Source organism: Ruegeria sp. YTSC192 (assembly GCF_059609705.1).
This window is the reverse complement of record NZ_JBXWMG010000002.1, coordinates 374581-387595: the sequence shown is the minus strand read 5'-3', so window position 1 is coordinate 387595 and position 13015 is coordinate 374581. Positions and strand designations below refer to the sequence as shown.

The 13015-nt window shown below is 63.4% G+C and carries 13 protein-coding genes; 1 reads left to right on the top strand and 12 read right to left on the bottom strand.

Annotated elements, in window-relative coordinates; all coding sequences use genetic code 11:
• Positions 1–73 precede the first annotated feature (73 nt).
• From AC2FD8_RS05195 to cbiE, 7 genes are all read right to left on the bottom strand, one after another.
• Positions 74–532 carry a DUF302 domain-containing protein gene (locus AC2FD8_RS05195; protein ID WP_496854361.1) on the bottom strand — a complete coding sequence of 153 codons (459 nt, stop codon included), beginning with the start codon at positions 530–532 and terminating at the stop codon, positions 74–76.
• A 77-nt stretch (positions 533–609) separates the two neighbouring features.
• Positions 610–1353 carry a precorrin-6A synthase (deacetylating) gene (gene cobF, locus AC2FD8_RS05190; protein ID WP_496854360.1) on the bottom strand — a complete coding sequence of 248 codons (744 nt, stop codon included), beginning with the start codon at positions 1351–1353 and terminating at the stop codon, positions 610–612.
• Positions 1346–2074, bottom strand: a complete 729-nt coding sequence (cobA, locus tag AC2FD8_RS05185; RefSeq protein ID WP_496854359.1) for a uroporphyrinogen-III C-methyltransferase — start codon at positions 2072–2074, stop codon at positions 1346–1348. The genes cobF and cobA overlap by 8 nt, the downstream gene beginning before the upstream one ends.
• Positions 2071–3399 carry a cobyrinic acid a,c-diamide synthase CobB gene (locus AC2FD8_RS05180; RefSeq protein ID WP_496854358.1) on the bottom strand — a complete coding sequence of 443 codons (1329 nt, stop codon included), beginning with the start codon at positions 3397–3399 and terminating at the stop codon, positions 2071–2073. Before AC2FD8_RS05180 ends, cobA begins: the two co-directional genes overlap by 4 nt.
• The gene (cobM, locus tag AC2FD8_RS05175) at positions 3392–4186 is read right to left on the bottom strand and encodes a precorrin-4 C(11)-methyltransferase (RefSeq protein WP_496854357.1); all 795 of its coding nucleotides are present in this window, start codon (positions 4184–4186) and stop codon (positions 3392–3394) included. The genes AC2FD8_RS05180 and cobM overlap by 8 nt, the downstream gene beginning before the upstream one ends.
• Positions 4183–4566 carry a cobalamin biosynthesis protein gene (locus AC2FD8_RS05170; RefSeq protein ID WP_496854356.1) on the bottom strand — a complete coding sequence of 128 codons (384 nt, stop codon included), beginning with the start codon at positions 4564–4566 and terminating at the stop codon, positions 4183–4185. Before AC2FD8_RS05170 ends, cobM begins: the two co-directional genes overlap by 4 nt.
• Positions 4548–5747, bottom strand: a complete 1200-nt coding sequence (gene cbiE / locus AC2FD8_RS05165; RefSeq protein WP_496854355.1) for a precorrin-6y C5,15-methyltransferase (decarboxylating) subunit CbiE — start codon at positions 5745–5747, stop codon at positions 4548–4550. Before cbiE ends, AC2FD8_RS05170 begins: the two co-directional genes overlap by 19 nt.
• Between cbiE and AC2FD8_RS05160 the strand changes: the two genes are divergently transcribed.
• A complete protein-coding gene (locus AC2FD8_RS05160; RefSeq protein ID WP_496854354.1) occupies positions 5746–6510 on the top strand; it encodes a cobalt-precorrin-6A reductase in 765 nt (254 codons plus the stop codon). The genes cbiE and AC2FD8_RS05160 overlap by 2 nt on opposite strands.
• On the opposite strand, the gene cobJ is transcribed toward AC2FD8_RS05160, so the two are convergent.
• Genes cobJ through cobN form a run of 5 tightly spaced genes read right to left on the bottom strand, consistent with a single transcriptional unit; the run spans position 6483 to position 13015 of the window.
• Positions 6483–7235, bottom strand: coding sequence for a precorrin-3B C(17)-methyltransferase (gene cobJ, locus AC2FD8_RS05155; protein ID WP_496854353.1), 753 nt, complete (start codon positions 7233–7235; stop codon positions 6483–6485). The genes AC2FD8_RS05160 and cobJ overlap by 28 nt on opposite strands.
• Entirely contained in the window at positions 7232–7960 is a 729-nt protein-coding gene (locus AC2FD8_RS05150; RefSeq protein ID WP_496854352.1) for a precorrin-2 C(20)-methyltransferase, read from the bottom strand. The genes cobJ and AC2FD8_RS05150 overlap by 4 nt, the downstream gene beginning before the upstream one ends.
• On the bottom strand, positions 7957–8586 hold the full coding sequence (locus AC2FD8_RS05145; RefSeq protein ID WP_496854351.1) for a precorrin-8X methylmutase: 630 nt from the start codon (positions 8584–8586) through the stop codon (positions 7957–7959). The genes AC2FD8_RS05150 and AC2FD8_RS05145 overlap by 4 nt, the downstream gene beginning before the upstream one ends.
• Positions 8586–9725 carry a precorrin-3B synthase gene (gene cobG, locus AC2FD8_RS05140; RefSeq protein ID WP_496854350.1) on the bottom strand — a complete coding sequence of 380 codons (1140 nt, stop codon included), beginning with the start codon at positions 9723–9725 and terminating at the stop codon, positions 8586–8588. Before cobG ends, AC2FD8_RS05145 begins: the two co-directional genes overlap by 1 nt.
• Positions 9722–13015: a cobaltochelatase subunit CobN gene (cobN, locus tag AC2FD8_RS05135; protein WP_496854349.1), complete on the bottom strand. Its 3294-nt coding sequence runs from the start codon at positions 13013–13015 to the stop codon at positions 9722–9724. The genes cobG and cobN overlap by 4 nt, the downstream gene beginning before the upstream one ends.

The window sequence follows — 13015 nt, the reverse complement described above, 5'->3', positions numbered from 1 at the left end:
CTCCGAGAAAAAAATATGTGACAGCAAATGTCTGACACACCGGCAAGAGGCAAGCGGGTTCACATCAGTGTGACTATTTGACGGCTGTTTCCGCGATGGATTGAAACTTTTGGTCCAGTTCTGCGGCAATATCGGACAGGGCCTGACCGCCCTGATCCGCGTAGGGCTCAAACACAAAGCTGGGGGTTTTGTAGGACAAGTTCGCAGTGCCGTCGTCATTTTCGGTGACATACAGGCGAATCGGAGCCTCGATCATCGCTGCGGTCGAGGTTTCGAGTACCCGCACCGCATAGTCGTTGTTGAACACGCCGATCACGCGATTGCCCGGAATGGTGATCCCACGGGCCGCCGCCGCTTTGGTCGGCCCGGCCTGAGTAACAACGATCAGCCCATGTTCTTTAACGGCGGCCTTAGTGTCGGCCACCAGCGTATCGTAGGATTTCACGGTATCATGAACAGCCCATCCCGGCAGGGCCTGATCCGCCAGGGCAGGCGAGGCCAGCAAGTAGACTGCAGCGCAGATTGCTCTCATCACAAGGACTCCGTCTTGTTGGTGCCCAACTAGAGCAGGTTTCACCTGCCTGTGCATTCACATTTTCGTATGCGTCTTCAGGGCGACCGTTTTTGCAGCAGGTAGATATCCATGATCCAACCATGATCGGCCCTAGCCTGCGTACGGGTGGTCAAGATGGTCTCGGCCACCTCATCCAGCGGGCCGTGGATCAGGATCTCTTCTTTCATGCCGACATAGGCGCCCCACCAGATATCGAACGCCTCCATGTCCAGAGCCTGGAACGAACACTCGCCGTCCAGCATCACGGCAACCTTGGTGGCGTCCGAGGGCCAGCCTTCGTCGCGAATACGACGGCCGGTCGTCACCACATAAGGCGCGCCGATGTCGTTGATGGGAATGGCATGGGCCGACGTCAGCGCCTGTAGCGCGGTAATCCCCGGAATCACGCGTTTGCGCGGTTGCGGGTCCAGCCGAGAGGCAATCCGCAGGGAGCTGTCGTAAAGCGAGGGATCCCCCCAGATCAACAGGGCGATCTTCGAGGCCTCAGGATGGGCCGCCATCGCCTCTTGCCAGCGCAGGGCAATGGCATCGTGCCACTCATCCACACCTTGTAGATATCCGTCATCCGAGCGGCGCTTGGGGATATCGAAATACGCGATTTGCGGAGGGGTCTCAGTGACCATGGCGATGATCTCTTCGCGCAGCCCGGCCAGATCGGCTTTGTTTTCGCCCTTGCGGGGGATCAGGATCAAATCCGCCTCGCGGATTGCCTGCGCGCCTTGCAGGGTCACGTGATCGGGATTTCCGGTGCCAATTCCGATCAGGGACAGCTCATACATCCTCGAACTCCGCCAATGGACCATAAAGGATCAGGGCAGGGGCCGTTCCGATCTCGGATTTCAGCGTTTCGGCCAGCGCGCCAATGGTAGAGCGGTGCAGCTTCTGATCTGGTGTGGAAACAGACTCCGCCATCAGGGCGGGCGTATCCAGCGGCAGGCCGTTGGCATTCAGGGCCTGGACCAGCAGCGGAAAGGTCCGTTTGCCCATGAACACAACGGTGGTTGCCGAAGCATCCGCCAAAGCGGTCAGGTTCAGATCGGGGGGCAGCTGCCCGCTGACATCATGTCCGGTGACAAATTGCACCCGCCGGGCCGTCAGCCTGCGGGTCAGCGGAATACCGGCAGCGGCAGCGGCCGCGATGGCCGAGGGGATGCCAGGGATGATCTCATAGTCGATCCCGGCGGCGCGCAGGGCAACGATCTCTTCCTCAAGCCGTCCGAACATGCCGCCATCACCGGATTTCAGCCGAACGACGCGCTGTCCGGTCTGCGCGTATTCCACCAGCAGACGGCTGACATGATCCTGTTTGGGCGAGGGCCGCCCGGCGCGTTTGCCAACGCCCACAAGGTCGGCATCTGGTTGCGCGTGGCTCAGAATCGGCCCGCTGCTCAGATCGTCGAACAACACGGCGTCTGCCTTTTGCATCCGGTCCACGGCCTTCAGGGTAAGCAATTCCGGGTCTCCCGGACCAGACCCGATGAAAGACACAAACCCACTCATGCCGAGGCCTCGGCGATCAGGTGAAAGAACGTACCCGTGACGTTGCCACGGCGTGATCCGGTCTGCGGGCCTTCATCCCCTTCGGCATCGAACACGCGCGCCAGCGGTGCATCAGGTTGTTCGATGATCGAGGAATAGTGGAACTCATGCCCCCGCAGCGATGCGCCTTGGGCAAACCCGGGCATCGGCGCCAGCAGTTCGGCCCGGCGATACCCGAGATTGAACTTGCGCTTCTGGTACGAGGTCTGCAGCCCCAGCAATCCGGCCATCTGGTGCGGCACGCCCTCTTTGTCGATCAGAACCTCACCAAGGGCCATGTAGCCGCCGCATTCCCCATGCACCGGCTTTGTTTCCGCGTGTTTCCGCAAACCGGCCAGGAACGTGCCCGCGGCGGCCAGAGTGCCTGCGTGCAGCTCTGGATACCCACCTGGTAACCAGACAAGATCGGCATCATCGGTAGGGGCTTCGTTGGCCAAGGGCGAAAACGGCAGGATTTCAGCCCCGGCCGCGCGCCAGCCTTCCAGCAGATGCGGATAGGTGAACGAAAACGCCGCATCCCGTGCCAGCGCGATCCGTTGCGCCGGAGGCCGCGGCAGCGCGGCTGACGATGGCCTCTTGGGGCTTGAGGAAGCCGCCACCTTGATCGCCTCAAGGTCCACATGTTCCCGCAGGAAGGAAGCATAACCGACGATGGCGCTTTCCAGATCGGGATGCTCAACCGCCTGGACCAGCCCCAGATGGCGTTCTGGCAGGGTCAGGTCTCCGCGGCGGGGCAACACGCCCAGTACCGGCAGGCCTGCCCGCTCCATACCCAATCGCGTCAATCGCTCATGCCGAGGGCTAGCGCAGCGGTTCAGGATCACGCCTGCAAAAGGCAGGTCGGGGTTGTACATTCTGAACCCCAGCGCGGTCGCTGCTGCCGATTGGGCCTGACCGCCCACATCCAGCACCAATACAACCGGCCAGCCCATACGTTGCGCGGTTTCAGCGCTCGATCCGTGGCCCAGTTCGCCGGGTTTGGCGACGCCGTCAAACAAGCCCATCGAGCCTTCGGCGACCACGATATCTGCCCCTTCGGCCTGATCCGAGATCGCGCCAAGCAACCCGTCGCCCATCGCCCAACTATCAAGGTTGAACGACGCCCGCCCCGCCGCCGCGCGGTGGAAGGCCGGGTCGATATAGTCCGGGCCGCTCTTGAAAGGCTGAACGGTCAGACCATCCTCGGCCAGTGCCCGCAAAAGGCCCAGCATCACCGTGGTTTTGCCCGTTCCCGAAGAAGGGGCCGAGATCAGAATGCCCGGAGGGTTCGTCATCGCGTCATTCATCTTCGGGGCTCCAGCTTGACCATGGGCTGTCCGCGCTTTGTGGGCGATAGCGGCGGTCGTAGTCTTTTGAATACAGGCAGCTTTCCTCGAACCCTTCCCCAGCCAGCGCGGGGCCAACCATGATCAGCGCGGTGCGCGAAATACTCTCATCCAGCGCGTCTTTAAGGGTGGCCAATGTCGCACGGATGATCCGCTCATCCGGCCAACTGGCCCGGTAGACGACAGCCACAGGACAATCGGCCCCGTAGGCGGGGCTCAGATCGGCAATCACCTTGTCCAGGTTGCCGATCGACAAATGAATGGCCAGTGTCGCGCCGGTACGGGCGAAGTTCTCCAACGTTTCGCCTTCGGGCATCGAGGACGCACGGCCCGGGGTCCGCGTCAGAACTAGGGATTGTGCCAGGCCGGGCAGTGTCAGTTCGGTGCCCAAGGAAGCCGCAGCCGCTGCGAATGAGGGCACACCGGGCGTGACACTGACGGGGATGCCCATCTCTTTCAGGCGGCGGATTTGTTCACCCATTGCCGACCAGACAGACAGATCGCCCGAATGCAGGCGTGCCACGTCTTGACCCGCCTGATGGGCCGCGTCGATCTCGGCCATGATCTGATCCAGATCCATCGGCGCGGTGTTGACGATCTTCGCGCCTTCGGGACAGTGGCCCAGAATCTCTTCAGGCACCAGAGATCCCGCATAGAGGCAAACGGGGCAGGAGGCGATGATGTCGCGCCCGCGCAGGGTCAGCAGATCGGCAGCGCCCGGTCCGGCGCCAATGAAATGAACGGTCATGAGTGTCCTCCGATGGCAATGGCGCATGTCGCCAGCCGGTCGTCCGAGATATGTCTGGGTGAAAGAAGCCGCGCGCCATTCCCGGCGGCGACCAATGCGGATGCTTCGGCCACGCTCCCGGTGCCATAGGTGGCACGGCTACGGTTCGAGCATGTCAGGGTGCGCTGCCCGGCCAGATCGGCGGCGGCAACGAAATACAGTGGCAAGGACAGGCTGTTAGCCAGCGCGGACAGGGCCGGATGCCCCTCTTTGTCAGCCACGGTTGCAAGCGCCTGAACGTCGTGACCCGAGGCCGCCGCGCGGTATGCAATGTGCAGGCTGTCCGCCGTCGCAGCCGATGAAAATCCGATCCCGGCCACGATCATAGCGTCACGCTCCATTGCACCACAGGATAGGCCGATTTCCAGCCCCGGCGCGGCCCGAGTGGGGCAGAATGGGCCAGTTCAATGCGTAGCAGTTCCCCGCCACAAACCTGATGCCATTGGGCCAAAAGCGCCTCGCTTTCCAGCGTCACAGCGTTGGCGACCAAACGGGTTCCGGCGGGCAAAGTATCGCGCAGCCAAGTCAGCAATTCCGCACTTAGGCCACCTCCGATGAACACGACATCGGGTAAAGGCAGACCCGACAGCGCATCCGGCGCGGTGCCATGAATGACGTTCAACCGATCCTGCCCCAAAGCGTCGGCATTGCGGCGAATGCGTTCAGCACGGTCGGCACGTGGTTCGATGGTTGTGGCCGTCAGGGTTGGATCACACATCAGCCATTCAATGCTGATCGAGCCTGTACCGCCGCCAATATCCCACAGATGCTCACCACGTTGCGGGGCCAATGCCGACAGGGTGAGCGCACGGATAGGGCGTTTGGTAATCTGGCCGTCGGTCTCGAAAATCTCGTCGGGTTTACCGGACGCCTTGGGGAAAACGCGCCCTTCGCCCGCAACCTCCAGCCCGACACAGACCGGGTGATCGAACGTGCCCAAAAGCGCCTCGGTCAATGAGACGGAGCGCGCGCGTTCACGCGGGCCTCCCAGGGCCTCCATCACGTGCAGTTGGGTATCGGCGAATCCCGTTTCGGTTAAATAGGTCGCAAGTTCCGCAACAGCCGCACCATTGCGCAGCAGGATGATCGCCCGCAGACCCGGAGACAGGTGGGGTCGCAAACGCGTCAGAGGAGCGGCGTGTAGGCCAAAGGTCTGGGTGCCTTCCAACGGCCACCCCAAACGAGCGGCGGCCAGCGAAAAGGTCGATTGGCCGGGCCGTGCGGTCCACTCGGCGGCCTCGAAATTGCGTGCAATCACCGAACCGGCGCCGAACCAGAACGGATCGCCCGAGGCCAGAACCACCGTCGCACGGCCCCGAAGCCCGGTCAGGATCGGCAGACCGTCGGAGAACGGCACCGGCCATTCGATCCGCTCGGCCCGTGTTTCGGGCAACAGTGACAGGTGGCGAGGCGGGCCCATGATGACCTCGGCCCGATCCAGCACTTGACGGTTTGCGGGCGACAGGCCATCAAGCCCATCTTCACCCAGGCCCAGAACGGTTAGCCACGGAGTATCAGACATGACCAACCTCCTGATCCCCAATGTGCTTATTCTGGGCGGCACGACCGAGGCGAACGCGTTGGCCAAAGCCGTTTCCGAACATGGGCTTGCGGCGATATACTCCTACGCAGGGCGGGTTGAAAAACCGCGCCCGCAGCCCTTGCCGGTTCGGGTCGGTGGATTTGGTGGCGTGCAAGGGCTGGCAGCTTACATCCGCGACAACGGGATCAGCCATGTGATCGACGCGACCCATCCTTTCGCCTCGCAGATGAGCCGAAACGCGATTGAGGCCTGCCATGAGGCGCAAACGCCACTGGCCGCGCTGACGCGACCGGCCTGGCGCGCGCAGCCCGGCGATAACTGGCGACATGTTCGCGATATTCCCGCCGCAGTTGACGCGTTGAACGTCGAGGCGCAACGCGTGTTCCTTGCCGTTGGTCGGATGCATCTTGAGGACTTCTCTGCCCAGCCCCAGCATCACTATCTGCTGCGTCTGGTCGATGCGCCCGACGCGCTGCCCTTGCCGAATGCCGATGTGGTTGTCGCCCGAGGCCCCTTTGTCGAGGCTGACGACCGCGCGTTGATGCAACGACAAGGGACGCAGTTGGTTGTGTCCAAGAACGCAGGCGGCACGGGCGCGCGGGCCAAGCTGGACGCGGCGCGGGCGCTGGGCCTGCCAGTGCTGATGATCGACCGTCCGGTCCTGCCAGAGCGGACCGAGCTGTCGACGATTGCACAGGTTCTGGACTGGCTGGCTCATTCCGGGGTGAACCTCGGGGTGTAGACAATCGGCGCACCGTCGCGCTCGATCACGCGGGTGCGGGATGATCCGACAATGACCACCGTCTGCATATCCGCCATTTCGGGCGTGGCCTCGGCCAGAGTGGAAATTCGGATCGCTTCGTCCGGGCGCGATACGGCGCGCGCGAACAGGATCAGGCGTTCGGGTTCACATTCCTCGCGCAAGATTTCCAGCGTCTTTACAAAGCCTTCTGGGCGCGATTTCGAGCGCGGATTGTAAAACGCCATCGAAAAGTCCGCCTGTGCCGCCAGACGCAGCCGCTTTTCGATCAGGGACCAAGGCTTGAGGTTGTCGCTTAGGTTGATGGCGCAGAAATCATGCCCCATCGGCGCCCCCGCGCGGGCTGATGCTGCCAGCATCGCCGTGATCCCCGGCAGCACGTCGATCTGAATGTTGCGCCACTCGGCGGGGCCGTTCTCCAGTGCTTCGAACACCGCAGCGGCCATCGCAAAGACACCCGGATCACCCGAGGACACAACGACGACGCGTTTCCCCTCGGCCGCCATCTTCAGCGCATGTTGCGAGCGGTCGATCTCAACCCGGTTGTCGCTGGCATGCAGCGTCAGGCCGGGGCGTTCGGCCACGCGCGCGACATAGGGGATGTAGCCGACCACATCGGTCGCCTCGGCCAGTGCGGCGTTGACTTCGGGCGTGACCAGGTCTTCATTGCCCGGCCCGAGGCCCGCGATCTTGACCCAGCCGCTCATGGCCGCCGCCCCTGACCGTGCACCAGGATGATCGAGAAATAGGGGGTGATCCCCTCACAATTCTCGGACAGTTTGCAGACGCGCTGGTTCGGCATTTGTGCGTATTCCACGATCCACGCGCGATCATACATCCCGGCGGTTTTCAGCGCGCGCTTCACCTTGTCGATATTGCGACCGATCTTCATCACGACCAGCGCGTCGGTTTGCGCCATACGCTCGGCCAGAACCTCTTCGGGCAGGGTGGCGGCCAGAACGGTCAGGATATCGTCGCCCCATGTGATCGGATCGCCTGTTGCTGTCCAAGCGCCGGACATACCGGTGATGGCCGGGACAACCTCGACGGGGGCGATATCGCGCAGGCGGGTGTAGAGATGCATGAACGAGCCGTAGAAAAACGGGTCACCTTCGCATAGCACAACGACATCTTCGCCCTTCTCAGCAATGGCTTTCAGATGCTGCGCGCAGTCCTCGTAGAACGCTGCCAGCAGCTCATTGTAGCGCGGATCGTTCAGGGGGATCTCGGTTGTGACGGGGTATTCCATCGGGAACTCCACCGCACCTTCCGGGATCATACCGTTGACGATCTGGCGGGCCTGACCAGCGCGGCCCGGCTTGCGGAAAAACGCCACGTGGCGGGCATTGCGCAGCAGGCGATCGGCCCGCACGCTCATCAGGTCGGGGTCACCGGGGCCGAGGCCAACGCCATATATCTTGCCAGCGCTCATTCGGCGCGGCTCGCGATGGCGTTGATGGCGGCGACAGTGATGGCGCTGCCACCGAGACGGCCTTTGACGATGCAGGACGGCACCGGCTGCGCCTCCCACAGGGCATCTTTGGATTCGACTGCGCCAACAAAACCCACCGGGCAACCGATGATGGCGGCGGGGCGCGGGCAGTCGGGGTCTTCCAGCATGTTCAGCAGATGAAACAGAGCCGTCGGCGCGTTGCCGATGGCGACCACAGCGCCCTCAAGATGCGGGCGCCACAGTTCGAGTGCTGCGGCAGAGCGTGTGTTGCTCATCTCAGCGGCTAAGGGGCGCACGCGCTCGTCATGCAGGGTGCAAATCACCTCATTCTCGGCGGGCAGACGGAAACGGGTCACGCCTTCGCTGACCATACGCGCATCACACAGGATCGGCGCGCCGTTTTCCAGCGCGGTGCGTGCAGAGGATACAAATCCGGATGAGAAATGGACGAACTCTTCCAGCCCGACCATGCCAGCCGCGTGGATCATTCGAACGGCGACCTGCTCTTCATCGGCGTCGAACCGGGCCAGATCGGCCTCAGACCGGATGGTTGCAAAGCTCTCCTTGTAGATCGCCGCGCCGTCGGTTTCGTATGTGTAGGGCATCAGGTGAAGTCCATCGTCATCAGTGTTTCGGGGCTTAGCCCGCGCAGGATTGGCTCATCCCCCGCGCGGCCCTGTTTGACAAGATCAAATCGTCCGCTCTGGCCGACTAAAGTCACATCCGCGGGGCCCATCCGGGCGCACCCTTTGGAACACCCAGACACATGAAGTGTGCCGGGGACAAGCAGGGCCAGCGCGCGCGCGATATCGCGGGTTTCGGCCTGCGCCTGCGGGCAGAACGGAGCGCCGGGGCAGGCGTCAGTGGTCATAAGCGGGTCGGTGCCATCCGTGACAAAACCCGGTGCAGGTATCGCCGCCCCGCCTTCCAGCAGGATCAGCCGCCACGGGGTGACACGCAGGGCAGAGGCGCCGCTGTCGCGGATCAGCGCGTGCAGCTCATTTGCTGGCAATTGCCCGAAGGCTGCGCCATAGAGGCTGCCCAGATCGCAAGCGCCCGGTTGCAACAGTGCGCCGATGGGTCCGGGCTCGCGGCCCTGCCATTCCGCAGGCAGACCAAGAGCGGCCACGGCCCGGGCCATGCGGCGGGTGTCTGGTGTGAAGACCTCGGCAAACCATGTGGCCAGAGCAATCAGGTGATCAATGGCCTCGGCCTCGGAGACGACACGTCCGGTCTGCGCCCCATCTGCGCGAAGGATCAGACCTTCGGCGGAACGCTCCAACCGGATATCGGCCGAATCCGCCGCCAGCAGGCGCTCCGGACCCGTGTCGATTGCAAAGCCGAATTTGGCCGGTAGCGCGGGCAGCTCGCTCAGGCGGTCGATCAATTCCTGCGTCAACCGCGCGGTCAGATCGCCCGGCTGATAAAGCAGTGAGACCAGAATGTTGCGCCGGACCTCGATATCCGGCTCTGCGTCCAGCAGCCCTAGCGCGGACAGCTCGGACAGCAATGCCTGGTGTTCCCCTTCCTGTACGCCGCGCAACTGCAGGTTTGCGCGGTTGGTCAGGTCGATTGTGCCATTGCCGAAATGGTCTGCCAGCTCACACAGGCCAAGTGCCTGTGACGCGGTCAACCGCGCCAGCCGAGGGCGCACGCGCACCACCAACCCATCCCCAGACATCATCGGTCGGTGGGCGCCGGGGCACCACCCTTGAACGACTGGTTTTGGGGTGGGCGCGCTCATCCCAGCCCCTCCAGATCCACCCGGATCGAGTTGCGCCTTGTATTCCACAACCCTGCATCCAGCAACGCGCGGAACCGGTCCTGCATGGCCTGATGGGCCTGCGGATTGGCCTGCTGCAGAAAGGCATCCACATCTTCATCGCCCAGTGTCGCATCGTGGTAGAGGTCGAACAGATGCGGCGCAACGGTACCCGCGAGATGCGCAAACGAGGCCATGTGATCTAGCGTCGCGGCAATCTCGGCCGCGCCCCGGAAGCCATGCCGTTGCATCCCGGCGATCCAGTCCGGATTGGCAGCGCGGGCGTGGACGACGCGGCTGATCTCTTCCGGCAGAGTGCGCGCGCGGGGATTGTCCGGGTTGGTATTGTCCAGATGATACAGCTGCACGTCGCCGCCCGTGACCTTCTTGGCGGCGGCAAAACCGGCCTCATGCGTGGCGTAGTCATTGGCCAAAAGCAGGTCGGTCTCGGTCAGGTCCTGCAGATGAACAAAGCTGTCGGCATTGGCCACGCGCTGGGTGATGCCCGCCTTATCCTGAACGACAGTCTCCCCCTCCAGCGCGAACGAGCTGGCCTCAAGCCACGCTTCACCCGCCTGCGCGCGGGCCTCGTCGGTATAGACCTCGGACAGTTGAGTCATGTTGACGCCATAGCTGCCGGGGGCGGGGCCGAATACGCGGGCCGACGGGGCCTGACCGGCATAGGGGTTCCAGTCGGTCGCCTCATCCCGCGCCGTCAACGCACGAATCGCCTGACCGTAAAGCGCCGAAAGGGTCGGGAAGACGTCCCGGAACAGACCCGACACACGCAGCGTTACGTCCAGACGTGGGCGGCTGAGGTCGGTGATCGGCAGCACCTCGATCCCCGAGACCCGCTCAGACCCTTTATCCCAGACTGGTTTGACGCCCAGCAGGTGCAACGCCATGGCAAATTCCTCGCCCGCGGTGCGCATGGTGGCCGAGCCCCACAAATCGACGATCAGCCCCTTGGGATAGTCGCCTTCTTCCTGAAGGTGGCGCCGGACCAGTTCCTCGGCCAGTTTGACACCTTGGGTATAGGCCGCGCGGGTCGGTACTGAGCGGGGGTCGGTGGTAAACAGGTTCCGCCCGGTGGGCAGCACGTCCGAGCGACCGCGATAGGGCGAGCCGGACGGACCAGCCTCAATTCGTTTCCCCGCCAGGGCGTCCAACAATGCTTGCCGTTCCGAATGGGCGGACGGGGCGGTATCGAAATTGGCTGCCACTTCGGGCGTGCGGCCAAAGATGTGCAGCCCGTCGCCGAACTGGCTTTCTTTGATGTCGCAGACAAAGCGGTCGATGCGGGTGATTGCCTCGGCGGTGCAGGTGGCCTGATCGAGACCCAGATCGTTTTCCAGCCCGATGGCCTGCGCCTCATCCCGGATGTCTTCCTGCAGCCGGTCACGCCGCTTGGGGTCCAGCCCGTCCGCGTTCGAGAATTCATCCAGCAACGATTCCAGCCGCACCATGCGATCCGGAGTGTCGCTTGTCCGCATCGGCGGTGGGATATGGCCCAGCGTGACAGCCCCGATCCGACGCTTGGCCTGCGCCGCCTCGCCGGGGTCGTTGACGATGAAGGGGTAGATCACTGGCAGGTCGCGGATCAGCGCCTCAGGCCAGCAATTCGCCGACAGAGCAACGGACTTACCCGGCAACCATTCCAGCGTGCCATGCGCGCCGATATGGATCAAAGCGTCTGCGCCCAGCCCTTTGCGGAGCCACAAATAAAAGGCGACATAGCTGTGGCGCGGAGTGCGAGACAGGTCGTGATAGTCGTCATCGCGCAGCTCGGGCGTGCCGCGTTCGGGCTGCAGAGCCACCAGCGCGTTGCCTCGGCGCAGGGCGGTGAAGTGGAACGCTCCCTCGGTAAAAACTGGGTCGTCTTCGGGCTTGCCCCAGACGGTTTGGAGATCGGTGCGCAGTTGCTCGGGCAGGTCAGCTAGGGCTGCCTGATAGTCTTCCCCAGACCATGAAATGCGCGCGTCCAGCAAGGTTTCGGCAATCGGCTCTGCCGGCGCAGTGTCATAGCCCTCGCCTTGCAGGTCGGCCAGCATCGCCTCGGCCGAGGCCAGCGCGTCGAGGCCAACCGCATGGGCCATTTGCCAGTCCTTGCCGGGATAGGTCGACAGCACCAGCGCGGGCACCTGATCTGCTTTGGGCTTTTCGCGCAGGTCCAGCCAGCCGGTGACCCGGTCGATAATCGCTTCGATCCGCTCAGGCTCGGCCCGGTGGGCAAAGCGGGAATATTCCAAATGCGGATCGCGTTTGCCCGGTTCCTTGAACGAGGCAATGCCCGCCGAAATGCGCCCATCGACTTCGGGCAGCACCACATGCATGGCAAGATCGGCAGGGGAAAGGCCCCGTTCGGCCTCGGCCCAAGCCTTGCGGCGGGACGTGGCGAGGGCCATCTGAAACACGGGCACGCCCGCCGCGTCCAAAGGGGACGTACCCGATGCGCCTTTGCCCGAGAAAGAGGTCGCGTTGATGATTGCCGAAGGTTTTAAAGCGAGGATGCTGTCACGCAGCCATTCAGCGGCGGCAGGTGCTTTGAGCGAAGGGGCGAAGAGGCCCACGGCCTCAAACCCGCGATCCTGCAAGCTGCGGATCACGGCGGCGACAGGGGCCGTATCCGCCGAGGTCAGGTAGGCGCGATAGAAGGTGACGATGACACGTTTTGCGTTGCCCGCAAAGGCAGTCTCAACCGGGATCACGCCGCGATCAGGACACCACGCGCCAGATTCCGGCAGGGTTTTGGCCCCCATCACCGGACCAGCGTAAAGCCCCGCCGCCAAAGCCATCTGCGCCAGAGCGGCCTGTGCCGCGACCTCGCCACCCGTGTCGCACAGATGCGCCAGGCGGCGCAGGGTCGAGACGGGCAGGGTGGAATAGTCATCCAGCCGCGTGTCCTCGCGACCGTCGGCAGGCAGCACGGCCAGCGCAATTCCCTTGGCCTGCGCCAGCGACAGAACCTGTTGCAGCCCGTAGGCCCAGTAAGGCACGCCGCCAATCAGGCGGATCAGAATGCCCTTGGCGCCCTCAAGCGTCTGTTCCACATAGGTGTCCACGGACAGAGGGTGCTTCAACGCCGTCAGGTTCGCCAACCGCATCGTGGGCATGCGCCCCTCGGGCCCGCCACCACGATGCCAGCCCGCCGCGAAAGCGCCAAGGTCGCTGTCCGAGAAGGACAGCACCACCAGATCCGCCGGGCTCTGGCCCAGATCGGTTGGGGTTTCGGTTTCCTCTAACCCGTGGCTTTCGCGGAAGACGACGTGCAT